The following is a 25,911-nucleotide window of genomic DNA, read 5'->3' on the forward strand; positions in this document are numbered from 1 at the left end:
CCGTCAACCCCCGAAGGGACTTACGGGCGCGGAGCTCTAAGCCAAGGTGAGCGCAGCCTTGCTGGATCGGTGGGCTGAGCCTCGGCCGATCGGGCGGGTTCGCCACATATTTGGCTGATTCTGGTGCCGTAATCGGCCGAGCGATTACGTGACCCGTTCATGCCTCGTCCTACAGGGTTGAGAAGAAGTCTCACGGCCGCTTAGATTGAGGGATAGGTGACCGCCGACAGAGCGAGCGACTGAGGGAATACATGTCAGACGTGTTAAGTCCGCTCGTCCCGGATTCATCCGAGCCCAAGACGCGCGGTCGACGTCCCTTGAAGCGCTGGCAGAAGGCCCTCATTGTCCTTCTCTCGCTCGTGCTGATCGGGGGAATCTGCGGCGGGGCCAGCGCCCTCCTCCTGATCGGCCGCTATGAGGGCAAGACCCACCACGAGGACATCCTTGGGCCGATCGCCGCGCCCAAGGACGAGCAGCGCTGGAAGTCGGGGCCACTCGATCTGCTGCTGCTCGGCAGCGACAGCCGGGAGGGCGAGCCCGACGAGGGGCGCTTCGGCGGTCAGCGGTCGGACACCATCATGCTGGTGCACCTGAGCAAGAACCTCGACCGGGCCACCATCGTGTCGATCCCGCGGGACAGCTACGTCTACGTTCCTCCGGCCAAGGGCTGGAACGGTGGCATGAACAAGCTGAACGCCGCGTTCGCCTTCGGTGGCGCACCCCATGCCGCGAAGACCATCACCCAGCTCACCGGGGTCAAGTTCGACGGGGCGATGATCGCCAACTTCGCCAGCATCCACAAAATGGTCGAAGCGGTCGACGGCGTACGGGTCTGCATCCCGTACACAGTCCGGTCGACCTTCTCCGACAAGGTGTGGGAGAAGGGCTGCCACCAGCTTGACGGGGCGGCGGCCGAGGAGTTCATGCGGCAGCGCAAGGCCGTGCCGGGCGGGGACTTCGGGCGCATCCACGACCAGCAGCTGGTCGTCAAGGCCATCACGGAGAAGGTCGCCGCGGAGGGCATGCTGCAGAACCCGTTGCGCCTGGATGAACTGCTGGTGACCGCCGCCGACGCGTTGACCATCGACAGGTCCCTCGACCTGCGGGAGCTGGCTCTCGTCGCCCGCGACATCAGGCCCGCGAACATCAAGTTCGCGACGGTGCCGTACACGAGCGCCAGCCTGAAGACCCACGCCGGCTCGGCGGTCAAGCTCGATGACGCCAAGGCGAAGGAGATGTTCGCCGCGGTGCGCGACGACACCATCCAGGAGTGGCTGGCCGCCCACCCGCAGAAGGTGCCCGGCAGCTGACCCCGGCGCAGCCAGGCGACGGGCTCCCAAAGCGTCTGCACGCCACCGAACGCGAAGCACCGCGCCCCGGTTGCTTGGGGAGGGGCGCTTTCGTGCGTCTGCGCTCGTCAGGCCCGCTCGGCGGCTTGGGCGACGAAGGTTCGCCACGCGGCCGGCGTGAAGGTCAGCACCGGGCCGGACGGGTCCTTCGAGTCCCGGACGCCTACCACTCCGGGGAGGTTGTCAGCGACTTCGACGCACGCCCCGCCGTTGGTAGAAGAGCGGGACGACTTCCGCCACTGAGCACCGGTCATGTCCATGTCTTTGCCGCTTCCTGTAGTACGTCGAGGGTTAGTCCGAGCGGAAGGGCCTCGCCCCGAACCGCGTCCCACGACAGTCCGAGGCTAGCAACCCCGTCGGGCTGCTCCACGATCTGCGCCGCTAGCTGATTGTCCACGTATCCTGCGCGGGAACCGTCCGGCAGGTCCGCCAGGATGAACGCCCCGGCGAGGCCCGAGTAAATGCCAGCGGACGTGGGAACGATGTGCAACTGGATATGCGGCTGCTGAGCGCAGGCCATGAGGTGTTCGAGCTGTTCGGCCATCACATCCGAACCGCCGCAGGCACGCCGGACGACCATCTCGTCCAGGACCACGAAGAGTTGCGGAGCAGGGTCGCGGGAGAGCACTGCCTGCCGTTCCATCCGTGCCGCGACCCGTTGGTCAAGCTGTGAGGTAGGCACCCGGGCTGCGCGGAAGGTGGCACGGGCGTAGCCCTCGGTCTGCAGGAGGCCGGGGACGAAGGCGTGTTCGTACCACCGCAGCGCAATCGCCTCGCGCTCTATCTCGATCCACTCCCGAAGCCACACCGGGGCGGCGTCACCCTTGACCAGCTCGTCCCAGAGAGTCGCAAAGTAGCCGTCCGTGGCCAAAGCCTCATCGACGGCTGTCAGGTAGGACAGGGTGGGTGGTTTGCACCCGGTCTCGATCGCGCTCACCTGCGAGTCCGAGCAGAAGACCCGCTCGCCGAGCTGGGCTTGCGTCAGCCCGGCGGCCGTACGGCGTCGCCGTAGCTCACGAAGAAGGTACTCAGACGGCGAGATTCCCACGGCTTCCACGCCCTTCCACAACTGTCCCCCCGGTTCCCCACCGGCCCGGAACTGGCCCTTGCGCTCCGCAATCAACGAGTGACTATTCCGAGCCTATGGGGCCTGCGTCCAAGGTGGAAGGAGAGACGGCGCGGCTGGTGGAGGCACCCGAAGCCCGGCAGTTGCGCCAGTCGTGGGGCCGCTCGGCGGGATGGCTGGGCGGCCCCTTCCAGACAAGATGAGGAGGTCCATGTGCGTTTCCTGTTCTGGCGCTGCAGGCCCGCTCCCACCCCGCCCCCGCTCCCGCGCCGACTGCCGCCGAACGAGCGCCCGAGCTGGGCGACGCAACCGACCGAGGTGTTCCCGACGAACGGGCCGGGCCGCGCCGGCAACCCGACCCCGGCGCAGCGCTGGCGGGCCGGCGGGTGGCGGAACAACGGAGGCCCGAGGTGACCCGCGCTTCCCGTCCGCACCTGCCGATGCGTCCGCTGTGGCGCTGCCGCGCGTGCGGCGCGGAGTGGCCCTGCCAGCCCGCCCGGCTGGCGCTGCTGGTCGAGTACCGCAACGACCGTACGGCCCTGCTGATCTATCTGAGCACGCTCATGGCCGAGGCCGGGGCGCAGCTCTCGCAGCTCAACGGACACGCTCGACCCGAGAACCTGACCGAGCGCTTCCTGACCTGGGCCCGCGCCCGATAGTTGGCACCGTCACGAGGCAACCAGCCCCGCCTGATAGGCGAAGACCACCAGTTGGGCCCGGTCCCGGGCGCCCAGCTTCACCATCGCCCGGCTGACGTGGGTACGCGCGGTGGCCGGGCTGACCACCAGCCGATCGGCGATCTCGACGTTGCTCAGCCCCTCGCCGACCAGCCCCACCACCTCCCGCTCGCGGTCGGTGAGCGTGCCCAGCCGGGGGTGCGGTCGGGGCACCCGGGCCGGCCGGGTGGCGAACTCGCGGACCACCCGCCGGGTCACCGACGGGGACAGCAGCGCCTCCCCGTCGGCGACCAGCCGGATCGCCCGCAGCAGCTCGGCGGGGCGGGTGTCCTTGGTGAGGAAGCCGCTGGCCCCATGGCGGAGCGCGTCGAAGACGTACTCGTCCAGCTCGAACGTGGTCAGGACGACCACCCGGGTACCCGCCAGCTCGGGGTCGGCGACGATCCGCCGGGTCGCCTCGATGCCGTCGATCCCCGGCATCCGGACGTCCATCAGCACCACGCTCGGGCGCTCCCGCCGGGCGAGTTCGACGACGCTCAGCCCGTCGGCCGCCTCCCCCACCACCGCGAGGTCCTCCTCGCTCTCCACCAGGGCGCGCAGCCCGATCCGAACCAGATCCTGGTCGTCGGCGATCAGTACGGTGATCATGCGGTCTCCTCCGCCGGCAGGGTCGCGTACACCCGGAAGCCGCCACCGGGCGCGGGGCCGGCGGTGAACGACCCGCCCAGCGCGGTGACCCGCTCCCGCATGCCGGCCAGGCCGTACCCGGTAACCGGGCCGGCACCGCGCAGCGGCCCGCGCCCGGTGTCGGTGACCTCCACCGCGAACTCGCCCGGGGCGTACCGGAGGCGGACGGTGGCGGTGGCCGGGCCGGCGTGGCGCAGCACGTTGGTCAACGACTCCTGCACCACCCGGTACGCGGCCAGGTCCACGGCGACGGGGAGCTGGCGGGACTCCCCGTCGACCTCGACGGTGACCGGCACCCCGGCACCGGCCAGCCGCTCGCGCAGCTGCGGGAGCTGGGCCAGCCCCGGAGCCGGCGACCGTTCGTCGGCGGCCTCGTCCCGCCGGACCACGGTCAGCGTGACCCGCAACTCGTCCAGCGCCTCCTTGCTGGTCCGGCTGATCGCGGTCAACGCCGCCTCGGCCTGCTCCGGCTTCTTGGCCAGCAGGTGCAGGGCGATCTCCGCCTGCATGTGGATCGCCGCGAGACCGTGCCCGACCACGTCGTGCACCTCCCGGGCGACCCGCAGCCGCTCGGCGTCGGCCAGGCGGCGGGCCTCGTCGACGCGGCCCCGGGCCGCGCTCTCCCGGCCCAGCCGCACCGTGGTCCCTACCGCGAACGGCACCACCACCCACGCGGCGACGGGCATCGCGCCCACCAGGCCGGGCGACCGGACCCCCACGACGACGTGGGCCAGCAGGGCCACCAGCGCGGCGCCGCCGGCCACCGCCGCGGTGCGCGGCGGCAGGTACGCGGCGACCGTGTAGACCGCGACGAAGAAGGACAGCAGGATCGGCCCGTACGGGTAGCCGAGCACCAGGTACGCGGTGCTGGCCGCGGTCACCACCGCCAGCGTCGCCAGCGGCCACCGCCGCCGTACCGCCAATGCCAGCGCCGCCACCACGACCAGCGGATACGTGGCCCGGCCGGTGGAGATCCCCTCGTTGGCGCCGGCCGGACCCGTGCCGACCAGCCCGATGGCGAGCAGCGCCAGGGCGACCAGGGCGTCGAAGAGGCCGTCGCCCCACCCGGTGCGGTTCCGGTCCATGCCGCCCCTCCCCCGACGCCTAGCCGATGTCCCGGCGCTGCAGCAGCAGCCCGCCCACCGCCGCGAAGGCGATCAGATAACCGGCCACCACCAGCGCCGCCTGCCCGCCACCGACCGTGGCCGCGACGCCGGGGGTGTCCCCGGGCGCCCCGAGCGCCGCCGCCAGCGACGCGGCGTTCGGGCCGGGCAGCCCCTTCTGCAGCTGGGCCACCCAGGCGAGCAGCGGCGCGGCGATCGCGGCGAGCAGGTTCTGCACCGCGAGCATCCACACCAGACCCAGCCCGACGGGCAGGGCCACCGCCCGCAGCGCGACGGCGAGCACGGCACCGAGCATGGCCCACATCGTCGCCATGAGCCACCCCGCCCCGATCCCGGTGAGCAGGTCACCGGCCGACGGCCAGTGCACCGGCTGCGACTCGGCGACCGCGATCAGCGCGCTGGACACCGCGCCGACGGCGAAGACCGAGAGCACCACGACGAGGGCGGCGGCCGCCAGGGTGAGCAGCTTGCCGGCGTACACCTCCAGCCGGGACGGGCCCTGGGACAGCACCGTCTTCCAGGTGCCCCAGCCGTACTCGCCACCGACGGTCAGCACGCCGAGGATCAGCACGATCGAGCCGAGGAAGACGGGCAGCCCGCCGAGCGAGTTCCCCACCAGCCGGTCCGGCAGCAGCATCGGCAGCGTCCGGTCGGCGTTCGGGCCGGTGGTCCCGCCGGCGATGCTCGCGTACGGGAAGACATAGGTGAAGATCAGCGAGAGCACCAGCGTGATGGCCAGCAGCAGCCAGAACGCCGGCCGTCGGACCAGCTTGACCGTCTCGGCCCGGAAGCTACGCGACATCGGCCGTTCCCTTCTCGATGAGGTCGAAGAAGACCTGCTCCAGATCCCGCTCCCGGGGGCGCAGCTCGCGCACCGCCACCCCGGCGTCGACCAGTTCGGCGTTGAGCCAGGCCGCCCGTTCCGGCTCGATCGACAGGTCCAGTCCGCCGTCCACCACCCGCACCCGTTCCTCCCCGACCAGGGCTCCGGCCCGTGCCGCGGCCACGTCCAGCGGGTCGGCCAGCACCCGCAGGCCCGTCGCGCCGCGCAGGTCGGCGACGCTGCCCTCGGCGATCAGCCGGCCCCGGGAGATCACCCCCACCCGGTCGCAGACCTGCTCGACCTCGCCGAGCAGGTGGCTGGAGACCAGGACGGTGCACCCGCCGGCGCCGAGCCGGCGGATCAGCGTGCGCATGTCCGCCATGCCGGCCGGGTCGAGGCCGTTGGTCGGCTCGTCCAGGATCAGCAGGCGCGGGTCCTTGAGCAGGGCGGAGGCGACGCCGAGGCGTTGCTTCATGCCCAACGAGTAGCCGGCGTACCGGTCGCCGGCCCGCTCGGTCAGGTCGACCAGGTCGAGCACCAGCGACACCCGGTCCGCGCCGACCCCCGCGTAGCGGGCGAGCACCCGCAGGTTGTCCCGGCCGGACAGGTACGGGTAGAAGGCCGGCCCCTCGATCAGCGCCCCCACCCCGGTGAGCCGGCCGGCGCCGGGCGCCCGGCCGAGCAGTCGTACGGTGCCGGAGGTGGGCCGGACCAGCCCGAGCAGCATCCTCAGCGTGGTGGTCTTGCCGGCCCCGTTCGGGCCGAGGAAGCCGTACACCTCGCCGGCCCGGACGGTCAGGTCGAGGTCGCGCACGGCGGTCAGGCCGCCGTACCGTTTGGTGAGCCCTTCGGTGTGCACTGGCAGGTTCATGCCAGCAACCCTGCCGCCCGGCGGGTCCGCGCACGTCAGCGCGGAAGCGACTCCGGTCGTACGCCGCGGAACGTACGCCGGGGCCCGGCTACCGGCCTCCGCCGACCACGACCTCGCGGATCGTCCGCAGGACGATCTTGACGTCGAGCCAGAGCGACCAGTTCTCGATGTAGTAGTTGTCGAAGCGCGCCCGATCGGAGATCGGCGTGTCCCCCCGAAGGCCGCTGACCTGGGCCAATCCGGTCAGCCCGGCGGGGACGCGGTGCCGCCAGGCGTAGAGGTCGTGCTCGGCGGAGAAGAGTTCCACGAAGTGGGGGCGTTCCGGGCGGGGACCGACCAGCGTCATGTCGCCGCGCAGGATGTTCCACAGCTGCGGCAACTCGTCGAGGGAGCTGCGCCGCAGGAAACGGCCGACCGGCCCGACCCGGCTGTCGTTCGCCACCGACCAGGTGGTCTGCGACTCGGTCTCGTCGACCGGGCGCATCGAGCGGAACTTGAGGACCTTGAACAGCTTGCCGTTCCGGCCGACCCGCTGCTGCCGGAACAGCACCCCCGGTCCGCCCTCGAGCCGCACCGCCAGCGCGCAGATGGCGAGCACCGGGCTGAGCAGGATGAGCGCCAGGGCGCTGAAGACGATATCGGCCGCGCGCTTGAGCGCCCATCGCCAGCCGCTCAGCCGGGGTGGACGGATCCGCATGACGGGAATCGCGCCGATGTGGTCGGGCCGCGGGACCTGGGTCTGGAACTGGTGCATCCGCGGTACGACCAACGTGTCATAGGCCGACGCCATCGCCTGGCGGAGGAGAGCGACGAACCGCGTCTCGGTGGTGTCCGGGTCGGCGACGATCAGCACGTCCGCGCCGGCGTGCGCCATCGCCTCGGTCAGGTGGTCCAGGTCGCCGAGGTAGGGCACGGTGTTGACGGCCGGGTCCGACCGCCCCGCGTTGTCGACGAAGCCGACGACCCGCAGGCCGTACTGCGGGTAGCGGGCGAGGACGTGGGCCAGGTCGGCCGCGACCCGGCCACTGCCCACCAGGATCGTCCGGTGGCCGACGATCCGCCGTCGGCGGCCGAACTTGATCATCGACGTCGCGATGCCACGGCCCATGATCAGCAGGACGAGCGCGATGGCGGCCGCGTGCAACAGGCTGTCGAAGCTGGCGAAGTTCTCGTGCCGGATAGCGGCGATGAACGCCACGATCGCCGCCGCGACCAGGAACCAGGCGACCAGCGCGGGCAACTCGTCGAGGATGGACAGGTGCAGCCGGGACCGGTAGAAGCCACCGGTCGCCAGGCACGCGATCGTCAGCACAGCCAGGACGGCGAGGCCACGCACATGGTTCGAGTTGAAGGGTAGGGGCGTCAGCAGGGCGACGACGTCCATGGGCAGCACGAGCATCCACGCCCGGAGGTGGCCCGCCCAGGGCACGGTTCGGCCCGCCGGGGCCGGCGGCGGAGCCGCCGGTGAGGCCCCGGACGGCACCCAGAGTCCTGGCCCCTCCCTTCCGGCAGTCGACTGCTCCGGCACGGAGGGCACGAACGCCGACGGAAGGTGCGACTTAGAGGTCACTTTTCGGTCTCCGGGGGTCATCGGCAGTGTGATGCCAGTCGGACGAGGAGCCTCGGCTCGCGGATGCGGCGTCGACACAGACCGTCGCGAGGCTCGGGAGGTGATCGTTCGCCCTGGTAGCGGCGCGAGCATAACTCGCAACAGACGGTTCGTGGGGACCGGTCCCGCCGCCCCTTGACGCGAGACAATTAGTTGACAGACCCCACCGATGGCAGCACGTTCAGCGATCAATCCACTACGGACAGAAGTGTGACATTGACCGCAAAACGCGTTTGAACGGCAGTTCTACTGGCAGATCGCGCGCAAATCTGCGAGAAGATCTGCGTTCGGGAGGGTCCTGCAGTGGTGCACGGGCAACCACACCCGTCTCCTGTGGCCGAACGGTTGACAGAGGCCAGCCTTCAGGGCCATGCCGGCGAGATAGCCGACTCCATTTTCGTGACGAGCGCGGGCACGCCGGGGCCAGCCAGCCAATCGAAGCGGCCATCGAGGTGATTCTTGTTGTGCTGTATGGCCTGAAGCTCTGCCGCCGACCCCGGCTCGTCCTTCGATGCAACCTGAGCGGGGCGAGCCGTCACCCTGCGGCGGCCAGGACGGCGCTCTCCAGCCGGGCCCGCTCGGCGTCGTCGGGCCAGCCGCCGACCAGGTAGAACGCGTCCACCACGTCGGCGCCGAGGGTGGAGATGCGGGCCGCCCGGACCTGCGCGCCGGCCTCGTCGAGGGCGCAGGTCACCCGGTAGAGCAGGCCGGCCGCGTCGGCCGCCCGCAGTTCGAGCAGCACCGCGTCGGTGGCCGCCTCCCGGTGCCAGACCACCCGGGGGGCGGCGCCCTCGCCGCGCGCGGCGAGGGCGCGGCCGCGCAGCCGCTGGGTGACCGAGACGTTCCCGCCGACCGCCCGGCGCAGGTCGGCGCTGAGCGCGATCGGGTCGGGCGCGAGCCCGTAGCGGGGTTGCACCCGGCATTCGACCAGGGCCCGGCCGTCGACCGTGGAGGCGTCCGCGGACAGCACCTCGAGCCGGTGCAGGGCCAGGCAGCCGGCGACCGTCGCGAGCAGGCCCCGCCGGTCCGCCGCGGCCACCGCCACCCGGTCCCCGGTCAGGTGTACGACCGGCAGCGGCCCCGCGACCAGCGCCGGGTCGGGGGCCGGGGGTGCGGGCAGGACGCCGGTGTCCAGCGCGGTACGCACGCGGGTGACCAGTTCGGCGACGAGCCGTCCCTTCCAGTCCGACCAGGCGGCCGGCCCGGTGGCGGCGGCGTCGGCGCGGACCAGGGCGTGCAGCAGGTCGAGGGTGGTGGTGTCGCCGACCTGGTCGGCCACGTCGGCGATGGTCTTCGGGTCGGCGAGGTCCCGGCGGGTGGCCACGTCGGGCAGGAGCAGGTGCCGCCGGACCAGCGCGCCGATCAGCGCCGCCTCGCTGTCGGGCAGCCCGATCCGGGTGGCCACCGCCTCGGCCACCGGCGCGCCGACGGTGCTGTGGTCGCCCGGCAGGCCCTTGCCGATGTCGTGCAGGAACGCGCCGAGCAGCAGCAGGTCCGGGCGGTCCACCTCGCGGGTGTGCCGGCTCGCCTCGTACGCGGTCTGCACCAGGTGCCGGTCCAGGGTGAACCGGTGCACCGGGTTGTGCTGGGGCAGGCTGCGCAGCCGGGTCCACTCGGGCAGCCAGCCGTCGATGAGGCCGTACCGGTCGCAGGTCTCCCAGGCGGGCACCAGGCCGGGACCGGCGCCGAGCAGGGTGATCAGCGCGGCCCGGGCGGCCGGCGGCCAGGGCGCGGGCAGCGGCGGGCAGTACGCGGCCAGCCACTCGCAGGTGGCCCGGGCGATGGGCAGCCTGGTGGTGGCCGCGGCGGCGGCGACCCGCAGCGACAGGCTGGGGTCGGGGCGGGCCCCGATGGCGGTGCGGGCGAGCACCAGTTCCCCGTCGTGTTCGACGACGTCGCGGGCCACGGGTCGGCGGAGGGGCCGGCCGTCGGCGCCCCGCCGGCGGCCGGAGCGGAGCCGGTCGGCGGCGCGCCAGGCGTCGTCGAGGGCGTGGCTTACGGTGCGGGCGTCCCCGGCGACCCGGCGCAGCAGGGCGTCGCCGTCGTCCGCAGCGAGCAGTTCGGCGACGCCGTCGCGTTCCTGCGCGACGAGCCGGTCGACCCGGCGGCCGACCTGCTGGTGCAGGGCGTCGCGGGTGTCCAGCAGGCGCAGGTGGGCGGCGCGGACGGCCGGGCGGAGCGCGTCGGTGATCCCGGCGGTGGCGATGGCCCGCAGGATGCCGACGTCGCGCAGCCCGCCGGCCGCCTCCTTCAGGTCGCCCTCAAGCAGGAAGGCGAGCTCGCCGTGGGCGGCCCAGCGGGCGGTGGTGATCTCGCGCAGGCCCGGCAGCTGCCGGACGGCGGTGCGCCGCCAGTGGTCGGCGGCGGTCCGGATGAGCTGGTCGGCGAGGATCGGGTCGCCGGCGACGAAGCGGGCGTCGAGCAGCCCGAGGGCGACCTTGACGTCGTCCTGGGCCACGGAGAGCGCCTCGGCGATGGTCCGTACGGAGTGGTCGAGCCGCAGCCCGGCGTCCCAGATCGGATACCAGAGCTTGGCGGCCAGCTCGTCGGTGCCGGGCACCCCGGCGTGCAGCAGCACCAGGTCGAGGTCCCCGTACGGCGCGCACTGCCGCCGCCCCAGCCCGCCGACGGCGATCAGCGCGATCCCGTCCTGCTCGGGCAGCAGCGCGCCCAGCCACGAGTCGAACGCCGCCGCCCGCGCCGTCCGCGCCGCCTCCCCGATCCCGGCGGGAACGCCGACGACCTCGTTGATCAAGAGCTCCGCGTCGCCGTCGCCGGGGCGTCCTGACGCGTTCTTCCTGATCAACGAGGTCATCGGTGCGGGTCTCCTACAGGGCGTCCAGGCCGCGTTCGCCGGTGCGGACGCGGACGACCTCCTCGACGCCGGTCACCCAGACCTTGCCGTCGCCGATCTTGCCGGTCCGGGCCGCCGCCACGATGGCGTCGACGATCTTCTCGACGTCCATCTCGTCGGTGAGCACCTCGACCCGGATCTTGGGCAGGAACTCGACCGTGTACTCGGCACCCCGGTAGACCTCGGTGTGCCCCTTCTGCCGGCCGTACCCCTGGACCTCGCTGACGGTCAGGCCGGCCACGCCGAGGGCGTGCAGGGCCTCCTTCACCGCGTCCAGCTGGTACGGCTTGATGACCGCGGTCACCAGCTTCATGTCTAACCCCTCCATCCCAGGAACGTTAACCGGCGACCTTTTCGCTGACCGGCGCGGCGGGCTCGTCCGCCGGCTCGGCGGATTCCGGGGCCGGCTTGGTGGCGCCGATCCCGGCCATGGCGAACGCGCCGCCCGCGCTGCTGCCCGTGGTGGGCGAGAGGTCGTACGCGCTCTCCGCGTGCTCGGCGACGTCGATGCCGGCGACCTCGTCCTCGGTGCCGGTCCGCAGCCCGATCAGCGCCTTGACCGCAAGCGCGATCAGCACGGCCACCCCGAAGGAGTAGACCGAGACGATCCCGCTGGCCAGCGCCTGCCGGCCGAGCTGGGTGACCCCGCCACCGTAGAACAGGCCCTCGCTCGCGCCGAGGCCCTCGATGGCGGAGTTGACCTGGAGGGTGGCGAAGAGGCCGATGAACAGCGACCCGATCCAGCCGGCGACGAAGTGCACGCCGACCACGTCGAGCGAGTCGTCGAAGCCGAACCGGTACTTCAGGCTCACCGCGACGGCGCAGACCGCGCCGGCGATCAGACCGAGCAGGACCGACGGGAGCGGGGCGATGAAGCCACAGGCCGGGGTGATCGCCACCAGGCCGGCGATGGCGCCGGAGGAGGCACCGACCAGGGTCGGCTTCTTGCTGCGCACCCACTCCACCAGGACCCAGCCGAGCACACCGGCGGCCGTGGCGACCTGGGTGTTGACGAAGGCCACCGCGGTGGTGCCGTCGACGGTCAGCTCCGAGCCGGCGTTGAAGCCGAACCAGCCGAACCAGAGCAGGCCGGCGCCGAGCGCCACGAACGGGATGTTGTGCGGCTTGAAGCTCTCCCGGGGCCAGCCCACCCGCTTGCCGAGCACCAGGACCAGGCCGAGCGCGGCGGCGCCGGCGTTGATGTGGACCGCGGTGCCACCGGCGAAGTCCAGCGCCTTGATCTTGGAGCCGATGAAGCCGCCGCCCCAGACCCAGTGCGCGACCGGCACGTAGACCAGGGTGAACCAGGCGAAGGCGAAGAGCAACCAGCCGGAGAACTTCAGCCGGTCGGAGACCGCGCCGGAGATCAGGGCCACGGTGATGACGGCGAACATCATCTGGAAGACCATGAAGACGTACGTGGGGATGCCGGTCCCCGCGCCGAGGAACAGCCACTCCTCGCCGATGAAGTTCGTCTGCGTGCCGAAGTACTGGGTGAAGCTGCCGATCACGTTGTTGGCCCCGGCGCTGTCGTTGGTGCCGAACGCCAGGGTGAAGCCGTAGATGACCCAAAGTACGGAGATGAGCCCGATCGCGGAGAAGCTCATCATCATCATGTTGAGTACGCCCTTGGACCGGTTGAGGCCGCCGTAGAACAGGGCCAGACCGGGCGTCATGAGCAGCACGAGCGCAGACGACAAGAGCAACCAGGCGGTGTTGCCGGTGTTGATCTCCACGCTGCCTCCTCTCGGTGTGGAAGTCCTCCCTCCGACTGAGACCTGGCAGCGTCGCCCGTCAGCCGGTTGCGCGGAAGCTTCGTCGCCGGCTGTTTCACTCAACGACCCCGGCCGATTTCCGGTCCGTGACGGTGTGTTTCGGACGTGTGAAGAAACCCGCACAGCCGCCGGGATGGGCGGCGGTGGATCGGCCGTACGGCGGGCGTCGATGGCCGGGCGACCACCGACGCCCCGCGACCCGGCCGATCAGCGCAGCGCGTACTCCAGGGCGTGCCGCTCGTAGTCGAGCAGCCGCAGGTCGCGCATCGGGCGACGGAGGTGCCCCTTGTGCACGATCCGGACGAACGCCGGGTCCCCGGCCGCGGCCATCCGGCGGATGCCCTCCACGTGGTCCACGATCCGCTTGCGGACGGTCCGGATCAGCCGGTGCCGGTCCCGCGGGATCAGCCCGTACGCGTCGGCGAACAGGCGCAGCCGGCGCGGCCGGTCGGGGTGCTTCCAGCCGAGGGTGATCGAGTCCCGGTCGGCGAAGATCGGCACCCAGGTCCAGGCCGCGTACGCCACGTCGTAGATCCGCGCGCCGGGCGAGGCGAGGTCGAAGTCGATCAGCCCCAGGGTGCCGTCGGGCCGCCAGATCACGTTGTGCGGGGCGGCGTCGTGGTGGCAGATCACCTCGGTGTCCGGCGGGGGCGGGCCGAACGAGCGCCAGACCGCCCCCGGCGGTGGGGTGAAGCCGTACTGGGCGTCGTGGAACATCCGCAGCATGGTGGCCACGGTCACCAGCGCCTCGTCGGTGACCCAGTGCGGGGCGAGCGGGTACTCCCCGCACTCCCCCTCCAGGTACGACAGGACCTCCCGGTTGCGCTCGTCCATGCCCAGGGCGCGGGGCGCGCCGGTGAACCCGACGTACTCCAGGTGGCGCAGCAGGGCGTGCACGGAGGGCGTCCAGGGCCCGGCGTTGCGCCGGACCGTGTCGCCCACCCGGACCACGGTGCTCACGTTCCCGCCGTGCAGCGGGATCTCCTGCGAAGTCACGTACGGTCTCCCGAGGCGCGGCGACGGGTGGCTGGGTTCGCGCCACCCCGCCCAGGCGCGATCGTCAGTCGTCACTCGAGGTTACGCGTCCCGGGCGAGCGGCTCGGTGCCGAGCAGCGCGTCGACGAACTGCGCCGGGTCGAACGGGGCCAGGTCGTCCGGGCCCTCGCCGAGGCCGACCAGCTTGACCGGGATGCCGAGCTTGCGCTGCACGGCGATCACGATGCCGCCCTTGGCCGTCCCGTCGAGCTTGGTCAGCACCACCCCGGTCACGTTGACCACCTCGGTGAAGACCCGGGCCTGCTCCAGGCCGTTCTGGCCGGTGGTGGCGTCCAGCACCAGCAGGGTCTCGTCGATCGGGCCGTGCTTCTCCACCACCCGCTTGACCTTGCCCAGCTCGTCCATCAGGCCGACCTTGTTCTGCAGGCGGCCGGCGGTGTCGATCAGCACGGTGTCGACCTGGGTGTCGATGCCGCGCTTGACCGCGTCGAAGGCGACGCTGGCCGGATCGGCCGCCTCGGGCCCGCGGACGGTCTCCGCGCCGACCCGGCCGCCCCAGGTCTCCAGCTGGTCGGCGGCGGCGGCCCGGAAGGTGTCGGCGGCGCCGAGCAGCACCGAGTGTCCGTCGGCGATCAGCACCCGGGCGATCTTGCCGCAGGTGGTGGTCTTGCCGGCGCCGTTGACCCCGACGACCAGCAGCACCCCCGGCATGCCCACCTTCGGGTCGGCGTTCAGCGACCGGTCCAGCGTCGGGTCGAGGGCGTTGACCAGTTCGGCGGCGAGCAGGGCGCGCAGCTCGCCGGCGGAGCGGGTGCCGAGCACCCGGGTCCGCTCCCGGAGCCGGTCGACGATCTCCCGGGTGGCGTCGATGCCGACGTCGGCCGTGATCAGGCTGTCCTCGATCTCCTCCCAGGCGTCCTCGTCCAGGTGGTCGCGGCTGAGCAGGCCGAGCAGGCCCTTGCCGAAGGCGTTCTGCGAGCGGGACAGCCGGGAGCGCAGCCGGACCAGCCGGCCGGCGGTGGGCTCGGGGACCTCGACGGCGGGCGCGGGCGGCGCCTCGACCACCGGTGGCGGTGCGACCAGGACTCCGGTGGTGAGGTCGGACTCCGCCGCTTCGACCGGCGGCCCGGCCAGGTCCTCCTCGGCCCGGGTGTCGACCTCGGTCTCGGGCAGCGGCGGCTCCGGCCGCCGGCGCAGCCGGGGCACCACCAGCCCGAGGGCACCGAGGATCAGCACCCCGAGCAGGGCGAGCGCGATGAGGAGGTATTCCATCATGCCGAAATCCTGTCAGATGCCGGCGACGGCGTCTCATCGACCGCACCCGGGCCGGGGGTGCCGGCCGGCGGTAGGCTCGACGCCAGCCAGCTGTGGTGCGACCGCCGGCCGGGTAGTAAAGATGAAGTCCGCTCACCTCGGAGGTCGACCATGCCCAGCGCGCGCCTGCTCATCGGTCCGTTGCTGCGGCGGGTCGTCGGCACGCACGCCACCGTCTGGGTCGAGACCAGCGCGCCCGCCGTGGTCACCGTCCGCACGGCCGACGGGGCCGCCGGGACCGCGCCGACCTTCTCCGCGTACGACCACCACTACGCGATCGTCGTGGTGGCGGGGCTCACCCCGGACAGCGCGACCAGCTACGAGGTGCTGATCGACGACGAGGTCGCCTGGCCGGTGCCGGAGAGCGGTTTCCCGGCCAGCGTCATCCGGACCCGGGCGGCCGACGACCGGGACCAGCCGGTGACCCTGATCTTCGGCTCGTGCCGGGAGACCACCCAGCACGCCACGGCCCGCAAGCTGCCCCCGGACGCGCTCGACGCGTACGCCCGGCGGCTGATCGCCGACCCGGACCGGGCCGCCCGGCCGGACCTGCTGGTGCTCCTCGGCGACCAGGTCTACGCCGACGTCACCTCGCCGACCGTGCGGCGGCTGCTCAAGCGGCGTCGCCGGCGGCCGAAGGAGGCCCCGGCGACCCAGGTGGTCAGCTTCGACGAGTACACCAAGCTCTACCTGGAGTCCTGGCGCGACCCGGAGATCCGCTGGCTGCTCTCCACCGTGCCGAGCGTGATGATCTTCGACGACCACGAGATCATCGACGACTGGAACACCTCAGCCGACTGGCGGGCGGACATGCGCCAGCAGCCGTGGTGGGCCGAGCGGATCCGCAGCGGGCTCGCCTCGTACTGGGTCTACCAGCACCTGGGCAACCTCGCCCCGGACGAGATCGCCGCCGACCCGCTCTACGCGAAGGTGAGCGCGGCCGAGGACGCCACCAGCGTGTTGCAGGAGTTCGGCGAGCGGGTCGACACCGAGGCCGACGTCGCCCACGACACCGAACGCTGGCGCGCCGTGCAGTACCAGTGGAGCTACGCGCTGGACCTGGGCCGCACCCGCCTGGTGATGCTGGACAACCGGTCCAGCCGGGTGCTCGACCCGGGCAACCGGGCGATGCTGCCGCCGGGCGAGTGGTCGTGGTTCCTCGACCGGGCACACGGCGTGTACGACCACCTGGTGGTCGGCGCCTCGCTGCCCTGGCTGCTGCCGCCGGGCATCCACCACATGGAGGCCTGGAACGAACGGCTGGCCGACTCCCGCCGGCCGTGGGTGGCCCGCCTCTCCGAGCAGGTGCGCCGGGCCCTGGACCTCGAGCACTGGGCGTCCTTCGGCCGCAGCTTCGAGGCGCTGGGCGAGCTGTTCGCCCGGCTCGGCAGCGGCACCCCGGGGCGCCCCGGCGACCGGGTCGGCGCCGGGCCGGCGTACGCCCCACCGGCCTCGATCAGCGTGCTCGGCGGTGACGTGCACCACTCGTACGTGGCCCGGGTCCGCTTCCCCGACCCGGCCGTCCGCACCCCGGTGCACCAGCTCACCTGCTCCCCCATCCACAACCAGGTGCCGGCCGCGATCCGCCCGCTGATGACGCTGGGCTGGTCACCCGGCCCGGCGGCGGCCACCCGCGCGCTGGCCCGCTCGGCCGGGGTCCGCCGCCCCGGCGTGCGGTGGAAGAAGCTGGCCGGGCCGTACTTCGGCAACGCGGTGGCCACGCTGACCCACCGCGGCCGCTCGGCCGAGGTGATGATCGAGGGCACCACCAGCGACGGCCGGCTCCGCACCGTGGCGCAGCGCCGGCTCACCGACGCGGCCTGAGTACGCTCGCTGCCGTGGACGAGCACCTGCCGGAGACGCTGCGCGCGGTGGAGGACGAGCTGGCCGCGTTGCTGCGCCGCGGGCGGGCGCTGTCCTGGGAGATCGCCCGGGAGGTGCATCCCAACCTGGAGCCGAACGCGTACGGCCTGCTGCTCTGGCTGCGGCGCTGCGGCTCGATCCGGCTGACCGAGCTGGCCGTCCGGCTCGGCATCGGCAAGGGGACGCTCAGCCGACAGATCCACGGCCTCGAGGGGCTCGGCCTGGTGCGTCGCGACCCGGATCCGGGCGACCGGCGGGCGGCCCAGATCAGCCTCACCGAGGAGGGCACCCGCCGGTTCGACGCGGCCCGGTCGGCCCGGCTCGGGCAGATGCGACACACGATGGAGAGCTGGCCGAGGCGGGACGTCGAGGAGTTCGCCCGGCTGCTGCACCAGTTCAACGAGACCTTTTGAGCCGTCTCCGGCGGGAATAAGATCCGCGCCACGTCAGGTTGTTGCTCCAGGCAACCAACCCGTACGGTTGCCTGGAGCAATCTTCTCCCCGACTTCCACCGGAGGCACCCCACGATGAGCCAGGCGACAGCGCCCACCCGGGCGACCGCCGTGGACATGAACCACCGGCAGATCCTGGAGGCCCTCTCCGGCCTGCTGCTGGGCATGTTCGTCGCGATCCTCTCCTCCACGGTCGTCTCGAACGCGCTGCCGCGGATCATCACCGAGCTGCGCGGCGGCCAGTCCGCGTACACCTGGGTGGTCACCTCGACGCTGCTGGCCACCACCGCGACCACCCCGATCTGGGGCAAGCTGGCCGACCTGACCAGCAAGAAACTCCTGGTCCAGCTCGCCCTGACGGTGTTCGTGCTGGGCTCGGTGCTGGCCGGGCTCTCCCAGTCCACCGGGCAGCTCATCGCCTGCCGGGTGCTCCAGGGCGTCGGCGCCGGTGGTCTGACCGCGCTCGCCCAGGTGATCATGGCGTCGATGATCGCGCCACGGGAGCGGGGCCGCTACAGCGGCTACCTCGGCGCGGTGATGGCCGTCGGCACCATCGGCGGCCCGCTGATCGGCGGCGTGATCGTGGACACCGACTGGCTCGGCTGGCGCTGGTGCTTCTACGTGGGCGTGCCGTTCGCGATCCTCGCCCTGATCGTGCTCCAGAAGACTCTGCACCTGCCGGTGGTCAAGCGGGAGGTGAAGATCGACTGGTGGGGCGCGACGCTGATCACCGCGGCCGTCTCGCTGCTGCTCGTCTGGGTCAGCCTCGCCGGCGACAAGTACGACTGGATCTCCTGGCAGACCGGCGTCATGGTGGTCGGCGCGCTGCTGCTCGGCGTGCTCGCCGTCCGGGTGGAGAACCGGGCCAGCGAGCCGATGATCCCGCCGCGGCTGTTCCGCAACCGCACCATCACCCTCGCCGTGGTGGCCAGCATCGCGGTCGGCGTCGGCATGTTCGGCGCCTCGGTCTTCCTCGGCCAGTACTTCCAGATCAGCCGCGGCGAGAGCCCGACCATGTCCGGCCTGATGACCCTGCCGATGATCGGCGGCCTGCTGGTCTCCTCCACGCTCGTCGGCCGGATCATCACCAACACCGGCCGGTGGAAGCGGTACCTGGTCGCCGGCTCGGCCCTGCTCACCGCCGGCTTCGCGTTGATGGGCACGCTCCGCTACGACACCCCGTACTGGCAGCTCAGCATCTACATGGCGCTGATCGGCATCGGGGTCGGCATGACCATGCAGAACCTGGTCCTCGCCGTGCAGAACACCGTGGGCCCGCACGAGCTCGGCGCCGCCAGCTCGGTGGTGGCCTTCTTCCGCAGCCTCGGCGGCGCGATCGGCGTCAGCGTGCTCGGCGCGGTACTCGGCCACAAGGTCAAGGACTACATCGCCGACGGCCTGGCCGGGCTCGGCATCCCGAGCGCCGGTTCGGGCAGCGGCGGGGTCCTGCCGAACGTGCACACCCTGCCGGCCCCGATCCGGACGGTGATCGAGTCCGCGTACGGGCACGGCGCCGGGGACATCTTCCTGGCCGCCGCCCCGTTCGGGCTGATCGCCCTGATCGCGGTCTGCTTCATCAAGGAGGTGCCGCTGCGCCGGCACAACGGTGACCCGCTGACCGACGAGGTCGAGCGCGAGTCCACCGTGGCCGCCGGCGGCGGGGCCTCCGTGGTACGGACCGGCGTGCAGGACTGACCCGATGAGCATCCCGGTCGATCGTGAGGAGTACGGCCCGGAGGCCCGTCCCCTGCCGTTCGAACGCGGCACCGACGGGCCCCGGGTGGTCCTGGTCGGCGTGGACGGCACCCGGACCTCGCTGCGTGCCGCCTCGTACGCGGCGGGACTGGCCCGCCGGCAGGGCGCCGGGCTGGTCGTGGTCTTCGTCAGCTCCCCCGCCGCCTACACCGGACTGATCTCCGGCGTGGTGGCGGGGGCGGTGCAGCAGACCCACGACGAGCTCGCCGCCGAGCTGCGCGAGGAGTGCCGGCGCGGGGCCGAGGAGCTGGGCCTGCCGGTGACGTTCCTGTGCCGGCGCGGCGACGCGTACACCGAGCTCTGCAAGGCGGCCGACGAGACCCGCGCGGACCTGGTCGTGGTGGGGTCGTCGGAGCAGGCCGGGCACCGCCTGGTCGGCTCGGTCGCCACCCGGCTGGTCCGCACCGGCCGCTGGCCGGTCGTCGTGGTGCCCTGATATTGCGTCGCGGCTGTCGGACCCGCCGACCAGGATGGCCGGCATGACCTGGAGAGCGCCGGAGATCACCCGGACCAACGAACCGTACGTCGCCGACGAGCGGACCATGCTGGAAGGCTGGCTCGACTACCACCGGCAGACCCTGCTGATGAAGTGCGCCGGCCTCACCGCCGAACAGTTGAAGACCCCCAGCGTGGAGCCGTCGGGGCTGACCCTGCTCGGCCTGGTCCGGCACATGGCGGACGTGGAGCGCTGGTGGTTCCGGATCCGGGCCGCCGGCCAGGACATCGCCGGCCTCTACGACGCCGAGGAGGACCCGGACGCCGACCTCAACGCCGTCGCCGACGCCGACCCGGAAGCCACCTTCGCCACCTTCGCCGCGGAGGTCGAGGCCGCCCGGGCCGCCGCCGCGGACCTCTCGCTGGACGACACCTTCCTGCGTCGCCGCCCCGGCGGCAGCGCCGACGAGATGAACGTCCGCTGGGTGTACGTGCACATGATCGAGGAGTACGCCCGGCACAACGGCCACGCCGACCTGATCCGCGAACGCATCGACGGGGTCACCGGCGACTGACGCGTGATCCACTCCAGGTCGCCGAGGTGGCGGGGTCGTCCCGATCGGGCTGCCGCCACCTCGGCGAGACGGAGTCGCCTCAGTACGCCAGCGCCGCCCGCAGGTAGCGCAGGTCGTCCGGGCCGCCCCAGCGAAGCGCGGAGAGCCCGGCGGCGCGGGCGCCGCGGACGGCCCGGTCCTCGTCGTCGGTGAAGAGCACCCGGGCCGGCGGGGTCTCCAGCGCCGCACAGGCCGCCTCGAAGTACTCCTTGGCCGGCTTGTGCACGCCGATCACCGAGGAGTTGACGACAACGTCCAGCTCTTCGGTGAGGCCGAGCGCGGCGATGTCCGCGTCGAGCAGGTCGGTGGCGTTGGTGCCCAACCCCACCCGTACGCCGGCCGCCCGAACCTCGCGGAGGAACGCGAGCACGTCCTGGTCGACCTCGCCCCGGTAGCGCTGCCACTCCTCGACGGCCGCGCGGGCCCGTGCGGGGTCGCCCACCGAGGGGGTGAGCGCCTCGGCCACGCTGGTCATCCACTCGGCGTGGCTGACCTTGCCGGTGAGCACCGGCTGGAGCAGGCCCCAGGACATGGCGATCTCACCGAGGACGCCGTTGGGGAGCCCGTAGTCCCGCTCGACGGCGGCGGCCACCGCCGGGTCCCAGCGGCGCAGCACGCCGTCGAAGTCCACCAGGAGCGCCGTCGCGCGTTCCCGAGCCACTAGTCGTTCTCCTCGCCGCGGCCAGGCCGCTCGTCGTCCTCGGTCCGGTTGAGCCGTTGGCTGATCACCTGGGTGACCCCGCTGCGCATGGTCACCCCGTAGAGCGCGTCGGCGATCTCCATGGTCCGCTTCTGGTGGGTGATGACGATCAGCTGACTCTTCTCCCGCAACTGTGCCAGCAGCGTGATCAGGCGTCCCAGGTTCACGTCGTCGAGGGCCGCCTCCACCTCGTCCATGATGTAGAACGGGCTGGGCCGGGCGCGGAAGATCGCCACCAGCATCGCCACCGCGGTCAGCGACCGCTCGCCGCCGGAGAGCAGCGACAGCCGCTTGATCTTCTTGCCCGGCGGCCGGGCCTCGACCTCCACGCCGGTGGCGAGCAGGTCCTCCGGGTCGGTGAGGATCAACCGGCCCTCGCCACCGGGGAAGAGCACGGTGAAGACCTGCTCGAACTCCCGGGCGGTGTCGGCGAACGCGCTGGCGAAGACCTCCAGGATCCGGTCGTCCACGTCCTTGACCACCGTGAGCAGGTCCCGCCGGGTGGCCTTGAGGTCCTCCAGCTGCTCGGAGAGGAACTTGTAGCGCTCCTCCAGCGCGGCGAACTCCTCCAGCGCGAGCGGGTTGACCTTGCCCAGCAGGGCCAGCTCCCGTTCCGCCTTGGCGGCCCGCTTCTCCTGCACCGGCCGCTCGTACCGGACCGGCTCGGGCACCGGCAGGCCGTCCCGTTCGGCCGCCGCCACGTCCACCTGGGTGGGCGGGACGAGCTGGGCCGGGCCGTACTCGGCGACCAGGGTCTCCACGTCCAGGCCGAAGTCCTCGGCGGCCTTGGCCTCCAACTGCTCGATGCGCAGCCGCTGTTCGGCGCGGGCCACCTCGTCCCGGTGCACCTGGCTGGTGAGCCGCTCCAGCTCCGCGCCGAGCCGCTTGGCCGCACCGCGTACCTCCTGGAGCTCCGCCTCGCGGGCGGCGCGCTCGCGGGCGACGCCGTCGCGGTGCTCCTCGGCCCGGGCGATGGACTCGGTGAGCCGGGTCAGCGCCTCGCGGGCGCCGCCGACCACGGCCCGGGCGATCGCCGCGCCGCGGGTCCGGGCCGCCCGCCGGGCCGCCGCGCGTTCCCGCGCGGCCCGCTCGGCGGTCGCCTGCCGGGCGAGCGAGTCGGCCCGGCCGGCGATCGACGAGACGCGCTCCTCGGCGGTACGCACCGCGAGCCGGACCTCCATCTCGTTCTGCCGGGCCTGGGGCACCATCGCGGCGAGCTGGTCGCGTTCCTCGGTGGACGGTTCGGCGTCGAGGGGGGTGTCCTCGGCCAGCCGCAGCCGCTCCTCCAGCTCGGCCAGGGCCAGCAGGTCCCGCTCCCGGGCCGCCTCGGCGCGGGCCCGGGACTCGCCCAGCCGGTCCGTCTCCGCCTTCGCCGAGCGGGCGGCCGCGCCCAGCTCGGCGAGCCGGCGGGCGGCCGCGTTGCGGTGGCCCTCCGCCTCCCGCTTGGCGGCGGCGGCGTGCTGCACGGCCTCCTTCGCGGCGGCCACCTCGGCACGGGCGTCGACGAGTTGCTCGCGCAGCTCCGCGCTGGTCCGTTCGGCGGTGAGCCGGTTGGCCCGGGCCTCCTCGACGGCGGCCTGGACCTCGATGTAGCTGGCCGCCTTGGCCGACCCGCCGGCCGCCGCGTACGCCCCGACCACGTCCCCGTCCGGGGTGACCGCGCGCAGCTCCGGGTTGCCGGCGACCAGCTCGGCCGCGGCGGCCAGGTCGTCGACCAGCACCACGTCGCGCAGCGCCCGGTGCACGGCCGGGCGGATGTCGGCGCCGCACTCCACCAGGTCGGGCGCCCAGTGGGCGCCGTCGGGCAGCTTGGGGCGCAGCGCGTCGGCCGGACCGGCCATCCCGGGCCCGGCCGGGCTGCCGACCAGCAGTCCGGCCCGCCCGGAGTCGGAGATCTTCAGCAGCCGCATCGCCTCGACGGCCTCGTCCACCCCGCTGACCGCCACCGCGTCGGCGAGCCCGCCGAGCGCGGCGGCCAGCGCCGCCTCGCGGCCCGGGGCGACGGTGAGCAGCCCGGCCAGGCTGCCGAGCAGGCCGGGCACCTGGTCGGCGCGGGCCAGCAGCGCGCCCGCGCCGTCCTTGCGGCGCAGGCCGAGAGCGAGGGCCTCCTCGCGGGCCTTCCAGGTGGCGGCGTCCTTCTCGGCGGCGCGTTCGGCGTCGGCGAGGGTCCGGACGGTGGCCTGGGCCCGCTCCTGGGCGGCCACCGCCTCGGCGTGCCGGGCGTCGAGGTCGGCGTTGTCCCGGTCCGCCTCGGTGGACACCTCCTCGACGGCGTCCAGCTCCGCCTGGGCCTTCTCGGCGCGGGCCATCGCGTCGGCGTGGGCGGCGGCGAGCCGTTCGATCTCCTCGCCGGCGCTGGTGGTCCGGGCCCGGGCCGAGTTCACCTGACCGGTGAGCCGGGCCAGCCCCTCCCGCCGGTCGGCGATGGCCTTGGCGGCGGAGACCAGCTCCCGCTCGGCGGCGGCGAGCTGCCGTTCCAGCTCCTGCCGGTGCTCGACGGCCTCGGCCAACCGGATCTGGTCCTCGGTCAGCGCCGCGCGCAGCTCCTCCTCCTGCTCGCGGACCCGCTGCGACTCGGCCTCCAGCTGGTCCGGGTCGCGGCCCGGGCGCTCGTCGTCGCCGACGGCGCTGAGGTGGCGCAGCCGCTCGCGGGCGAGCTGCTCGATCGAACGGAACCGCTCGGAGAGGGCGGAAAGCTTGTACCAGGTGTCCTGGGCGGCGGCGAGCAGCGGCGCGTCCTCGGCGAGGGCGCCCTCCAGCTCGCCGAGCCGGGCCTGCACCTCGGTGTGCTCCGCCTCGATCTGCTCCCGCCGCTCGCGCAGCGCCGTCTCGTCGGCGATCTCCTTGTCCAGCGTGGTGCGCAGGGTGGCGAGGTCGTCGGCGAGCAGCCGCAGCCGGGCGTCACGCAGGTTGGCCTGGATGGCGGCGGCGCGGCGGGCCACCTCGGCCTGCCGGCCCAGCGGCTTGAGCTGGCGGCGCAGCTCGGCGGTGAGGTCGGTGAGCCGGTTGAGGTTGGTCTGCATCGCGTCGAGCTTCCGCAGCGCCTTCTCCTTGCGCTTGCGGTGCTTGAGGACGCCGGCCGCCTCCTCGATGAACGCCCGCCGGTCCTCCGGCTTGGCGTGCAGCATGCCGTCCAGCCGCCCCTGGCCGACGATGATGTGCATCTCCCGGCCGATGCCGGAGTCCGACAGCAGCTCCTGGATGTCCAGCAGGCGGCAGGAGTCGCCGTTGATCTCGTACTCGCTCTCGCCGGAGCGGAACATCCGGCGGGTGATGGAGACCTCGGTGTACTCGATCGGCAGCGCGCCGTCGGTGTTGTCGATGGTGAGGGTGACCTCGGCCCGGCCCAGCGGCGCCCGCCCGGCGGTGCCGGCGAAGATGACGTCCTCCATCTTGCCGCCGCGCAGCGCCTTGGCGCCCTGCTCGCCGAGCACCCAGGCGATGGCGTCGACGACGTTGGACTTGCCGGAGCCGTTCGGGCCCACCACGCAGGTGATCCCGGGCTCCAGCTTCAGCGTCGTCGCGGAGGCGAAGGACTTGAAGCCCTTCACCGTCAGGCTCTTGAGATGCACCTTCTCGATCCTCGTCCGGTGGCCGCCGTACCGTCGCCGGCTGCGCGGACCTGGTGAACCCGCAGAGTAACCCGGGGGTCGGGGCACCGCCGCACGCGACCCACCCGCGCCGGTCGCGCGCCGATCCGCCAGGAGTGTTCGCCGGTGGCGAGAATTACAAGATCGCTATTCGCGTTCCGCCCCCGGCGCGCATTTCCCCGAGCGATTCACAAGATCGGGAAAGCGGCGAGGAAATGGGTGCGGACAGAACTGCGCGCCGGCACTTGAGTGTCGGCGCGCTTTTTCGTGTGGTGCGATTCAGTTTTCCGACAACCGGAGATCAGGTCAGCGCCGGCTCGGCCAGCCGGAGGAGGTCGTCAGCCTCCGCCGCGGCCGCCGCAAGCCGATCGTTCTCGGCGCGCAGACGCGTGATCTCGAACTCCAGTGCCTGAACCCTGGCACGCAGTCGGGTGACCTCGTCGAGCAGACGCCGGTCGGGCGCTGCACCTACGTGGCCGTAGAGGGCCTTCGCCATGCTGACTCCTTGATATGCGCTGCCGGAAAGGCCGGCCAACGCGCGCCCCTGGTGTTCGCGGCTGCCATCCCACCGATAAGTGGGCATGACCGGGCGCGACTGGCGACACCTACATATTGAGCCGAAAACCCCTCCTTCGTCAAGTTCCCGCAGGCCGTAGATCATCTCCACGTCGACCTGTCCACTTGTCGGGGGGCTGCCACAAGGCGCGGACACGCTCTGTCCGGACGACTTAACTGTACGCCCGGGATTGCGCGAACGCCTCCACCCGTCTGTCCGCTTCCCCTTAACTCTTTCTTAGCCACGTTGCCGCAGCTCGTGGCCCACCCGTACGGTCAGCCCGGCCCGCAACCGACCCCGTGGAGGCGACAGGCGTGTACCGCTGGACCGACCCGACCGACCCGGACGACGCTCACCGACGTCCCGAGCCGCCGACCGACCACCCCCCGGCGTGGCTCACCGACCGGCCGGAGCCGCGGTCGTCGTACCTCTTCGGTGACGAGCCGGCGGAGCCCGGGCACGCCTGGCGGGAGCGCCCCACCGAGCGGTGGCAGCCCGACCGGACCGGTGAACTCCCCTTCCCGGTGGCACCGTTCGAGCAGCCTGACGCCTACTGCGCCGACCGCACGGGCGAGTTGCCCCGGGTCGCCCCGTTCGAGGAGGCCGGCCGTCACCCCGGCGGCTACCCCGGGCCCGACGGGGCGACCCCGGCCGACCTGACCGCGTTCCGGGCCGCCCCCGATGCAGGCCCCGGCGGCTCCGGCGAGGGCCGGCACCGGCAGGCCCGGCGCTTCCCCCGGCCGCTCCTGATCGGCGGGGCCGCCGCCGCGGCGACCCTGGTGGTGAGCCTTATAAACATCT

General features: G+C 72.6%; 22 protein-coding genes and 1 pseudogene. 8 read left to right on the forward strand and 15 right to left on the reverse strand.

What is annotated here, in order from left to right:
* Positions 1 to 359 precede the first annotated feature (359 nt).
* Positions 360 to 1,310 (forward strand): LCP family protein, encoded by a 951-nt coding sequence (locus tag DKT69_RS17095; protein WP_236647975.1) that lies wholly within the window; start codon positions 360 to 362, stop codon positions 1,308 to 1,310.
* A gap of 107 nt (positions 1,311 to 1,417) precedes the next feature.
* Here the strand turns inward: DKT69_RS17095 and DKT69_RS17100 are convergent, their stop codons facing one another.
* A complete protein-coding gene (locus DKT69_RS17100; RefSeq protein ID WP_109802532.1) occupies positions 1,418 to 1,609 on the reverse strand; it encodes a DUF397 domain-containing protein in 192 nt (63 codons plus the stop codon).
* On the reverse strand, positions 1,600 to 2,406 hold the full coding sequence (locus tag DKT69_RS17105; RefSeq protein WP_109802533.1) for a helix-turn-helix domain-containing protein: 807 nt from the start codon (positions 2,404 to 2,406) through the stop codon (positions 1,600 to 1,602). The genes DKT69_RS17100 and DKT69_RS17105 overlap by 10 nt, the downstream gene beginning before the upstream one ends.
* Positions 2,407 to 2,825: 419 nt before the next feature.
* On the opposite strand from DKT69_RS17105, the gene DKT69_RS17110 reads away from it, so the two are divergent.
* Complete coding sequence (locus DKT69_RS17110) at positions 2,826 to 3,074, forward strand: flavin reductase (RefSeq protein WP_236647976.1); 249 nt, start codon at positions 2,826 to 2,828, stop codon at positions 3,072 to 3,074.
* 9 nt (positions 3,075 to 3,083) lie between these two features.
* Here DKT69_RS17110 and DKT69_RS17115 read toward each other — a convergent pair whose 3' ends face one another.
* The 10 genes from DKT69_RS17115 to ftsY all read right to left on the reverse strand — a co-directional run bounded on the left by DKT69_RS17115 (position 3,084) and on the right by ftsY (position 15,106).
* A complete protein-coding gene (locus DKT69_RS17115; RefSeq protein ID WP_109802535.1) occupies positions 3,084 to 3,740 on the reverse strand; it encodes a response regulator transcription factor in 657 nt (218 codons plus the stop codon).
* Positions 3,737 to 4,864, reverse strand: a complete 1,128-nt coding sequence (locus DKT69_RS17120) for a sensor histidine kinase (protein WP_109802536.1) — start codon at positions 4,862 to 4,864, stop codon at positions 3,737 to 3,739. Before DKT69_RS17120 ends, DKT69_RS17115 begins: the two co-directional genes overlap by 4 nt.
* A 19-nt stretch (positions 4,865 to 4,883) precedes the next feature.
* Positions 4,884 to 5,705 carry an ABC transporter permease gene (locus tag DKT69_RS17125; RefSeq protein ID WP_109802537.1) on the reverse strand — a complete coding sequence of 274 codons (822 nt, stop codon included), beginning with the start codon at positions 5,703 to 5,705 and terminating at the stop codon, positions 4,884 to 4,886.
* Complete coding sequence (locus tag DKT69_RS17130) at positions 5,695 to 6,597, reverse strand: ABC transporter ATP-binding protein (RefSeq protein WP_109802538.1); 903 nt, start codon at positions 6,595 to 6,597, stop codon at positions 5,695 to 5,697. The genes DKT69_RS17125 and DKT69_RS17130 overlap by 11 nt, the downstream gene beginning before the upstream one ends.
* An 88-nt stretch (positions 6,598 to 6,685) precedes the next feature.
* Complete coding sequence (locus DKT69_RS17135) at positions 6,686 to 7,996, reverse strand: sugar transferase (protein WP_109802539.1); 1,311 nt, start codon at positions 7,994 to 7,996, stop codon at positions 6,686 to 6,688.
* Between the two features lie 745 nt (positions 7,997 to 8,741).
* Complete coding sequence (locus DKT69_RS17140) at positions 8,742 to 11,021, reverse strand: [protein-PII] uridylyltransferase (protein ID WP_109802540.1); 2,280 nt, start codon at positions 11,019 to 11,021, stop codon at positions 8,742 to 8,744.
* 13 nt (positions 11,022 to 11,034) lie between these two features.
* Positions 11,035 to 11,373, reverse strand: coding sequence for a P-II family nitrogen regulator (locus tag DKT69_RS17145; protein WP_170839442.1), 339 nt, complete (start codon positions 11,371 to 11,373; stop codon positions 11,035 to 11,037).
* A gap of 25 nt (positions 11,374 to 11,398) precedes the next feature.
* Positions 11,399 to 12,796, reverse strand: a complete 1,398-nt coding sequence (locus DKT69_RS17150; RefSeq protein WP_109802541.1) for an ammonium transporter — start codon at positions 12,794 to 12,796, stop codon at positions 11,399 to 11,401.
* A gap of 246 nt (positions 12,797 to 13,042) precedes the next feature.
* A complete protein-coding gene (locus DKT69_RS17155) occupies positions 13,043 to 13,906 on the reverse strand; it encodes a phosphotransferase (RefSeq protein ID WP_201749709.1) in 864 nt (287 codons plus the stop codon).
* A 6-nt stretch (positions 13,907 to 13,912) separates the two neighbouring features.
* Positions 13,913 to 15,106: a signal recognition particle-docking protein FtsY gene (gene ftsY / locus DKT69_RS17160; RefSeq protein ID WP_109802543.1), complete on the reverse strand. Its 1,194-nt coding sequence runs from the start codon at positions 15,104 to 15,106 to the stop codon at positions 13,913 to 13,915.
* A gap of 150 nt (positions 15,107 to 15,256) precedes the next feature.
* On the opposite strand from ftsY, the gene DKT69_RS17165 reads away from it, so the two are divergent.
* The 5 genes from DKT69_RS17165 (at position 15,257) to DKT69_RS17185 (ending at position 20,225) form a co-directional block, all read left to right on the forward strand.
* Positions 15,257 to 16,969, forward strand: coding sequence for an alkaline phosphatase D family protein (locus DKT69_RS17165; RefSeq protein ID WP_109802544.1), 1,713 nt, complete (start codon positions 15,257 to 15,259; stop codon positions 16,967 to 16,969).
* 14 nt (positions 16,970 to 16,983) lie between these two features.
* Positions 16,984 to 17,421, forward strand: coding sequence for a MarR family winged helix-turn-helix transcriptional regulator (locus DKT69_RS17170; protein WP_236647977.1), 438 nt, complete (start codon positions 16,984 to 16,986; stop codon positions 17,419 to 17,421).
* 114 nt (positions 17,422 to 17,535) lie between these two features.
* Complete coding sequence (locus tag DKT69_RS17175; RefSeq protein WP_109802545.1) at positions 17,536 to 19,155, forward strand: MDR family MFS transporter; 1,620 nt, start codon at positions 17,536 to 17,538, stop codon at positions 19,153 to 19,155.
* Between the two features lie 4 nt (positions 19,156 to 19,159).
* Positions 19,160 to 19,651: a universal stress protein gene (locus tag DKT69_RS17180; protein ID WP_109802546.1), complete on the forward strand. Its 492-nt coding sequence runs from the start codon at positions 19,160 to 19,162 to the stop codon at positions 19,649 to 19,651.
* 43 nt (positions 19,652 to 19,694) lie between these two features.
* Positions 19,695 to 20,225, forward strand: coding sequence for a DinB family protein (locus DKT69_RS17185; RefSeq protein ID WP_109802547.1), 531 nt, complete (start codon positions 19,695 to 19,697; stop codon positions 20,223 to 20,225).
* 79 nt (positions 20,226 to 20,304) lie between these two features.
* On the opposite strand, the gene DKT69_RS17190 is transcribed toward DKT69_RS17185, so the two are convergent.
* The 3 genes from DKT69_RS17190 to DKT69_RS17200 form a co-directional block, all read right to left on the reverse strand.
* Positions 20,305 to 20,925 (reverse strand): HAD family hydrolase, encoded by a 621-nt coding sequence (locus DKT69_RS17190; protein WP_109802548.1) that lies wholly within the window; start codon positions 20,923 to 20,925, stop codon positions 20,305 to 20,307.
* Positions 20,925 to 24,536, reverse strand: coding sequence for a chromosome segregation protein SMC (gene smc / locus DKT69_RS17195; RefSeq protein WP_109802549.1), 3,612 nt, complete (start codon positions 24,534 to 24,536; stop codon positions 20,925 to 20,927). Before smc ends, DKT69_RS17190 begins: the two co-directional genes overlap by 1 nt.
* Before the next feature lie 319 nt (positions 24,537 to 24,855).
* On the reverse strand, positions 24,856 to 25,050 hold the full coding sequence (locus tag DKT69_RS17200) for a hypothetical protein (RefSeq protein ID WP_089010688.1): 195 nt from the start codon (positions 25,048 to 25,050) through the stop codon (positions 24,856 to 24,858).
* Between the two features lie 374 nt (positions 25,051 to 25,424).
* Here DKT69_RS17200 and DKT69_RS17205 point away from each other — a divergent pair.
* Positions 25,425 to 25,911 (forward strand): annotated as a pseudogene (locus tag DKT69_RS17205) (CAP domain-containing protein); the annotation flags it as partial.

Source organism: Micromonospora sicca, assembly GCF_003172935.1.
GTDB classification, from domain to species: Bacteria; Actinomycetota; Actinomycetes; order Mycobacteriales; family Micromonosporaceae; genus Micromonospora; species Micromonospora sicca.

Coding starts and splice junctions, on each gene's coding strand:
- DKT69_RS17100 (WP_109802532.1), bottom strand. CDS start 1,609: ATGGACATGACCGGTGCTCAGTGGCGGAAGTCGTCCCGCTCTTCTACC.
- DKT69_RS17115 (WP_109802535.1), bottom strand. CDS start 3,740: ATGATCACCGTACTGATCGCCGACGACCAGGATCTGGTTCGGATCGGG.
- DKT69_RS17120 (WP_109802536.1), bottom strand. CDS start 4,864: ATGGACCGGAACCGCACCGGGTGGGGCGACGGCCTCTTCGACGCCCTG.
- DKT69_RS17125 (WP_109802537.1), bottom strand. CDS start 5,705: ATGTCGCGTAGCTTCCGGGCCGAGACGGTCAAGCTGGTCCGACGGCCG.
- DKT69_RS17130 (WP_109802538.1), bottom strand. CDS start 6,597: ATGAACCTGCCAGTGCACACCGAAGGGCTCACCAAACGGTACGGCGGC.
- DKT69_RS17135 (WP_109802539.1), bottom strand. CDS start 7,996: ATGCTCGTGCTGCCCATGGACGTCGTCGCCCTGCTGACGCCCCTACCC.
- DKT69_RS17140 (WP_109802540.1), bottom strand. CDS start 11,021: ATGACCTCGTTGATCAGGAAGAACGCGTCAGGACGCCCCGGCGACGGC.
- DKT69_RS17145 (WP_170839442.1), bottom strand. CDS start 11,373: ATGAAGCTGGTGACCGCGGTCATCAAGCCGTACCAGCTGGACGCGGTG.
- ftsY (WP_109802543.1), bottom strand. CDS start 15,106: ATGATGGAATACCTCCTCATCGCGCTCGCCCTGCTCGGGGTGCTGATC.
- DKT69_RS17165 (WP_109802544.1), top strand. CDS start 15,257: ATGCCCAGCGCGCGCCTGCTCATCGGTCCGTTGCTGCGGCGGGTCGTC.
- DKT69_RS17175 (WP_109802545.1), top strand. CDS start 17,536: ATGAGCCAGGCGACAGCGCCCACCCGGGCGACCGCCGTGGACATGAAC.
- DKT69_RS17180 (WP_109802546.1), top strand. CDS start 19,160: ATGAGCATCCCGGTCGATCGTGAGGAGTACGGCCCGGAGGCCCGTCCC.
- DKT69_RS17185 (WP_109802547.1), top strand. CDS start 19,695: ATGACCTGGAGAGCGCCGGAGATCACCCGGACCAACGAACCGTACGTC.
- DKT69_RS17200 (WP_089010688.1), bottom strand. CDS start 25,050: ATGGCGAAGGCCCTCTACGGCCACGTAGGTGCAGCGCCCGACCGGCGT.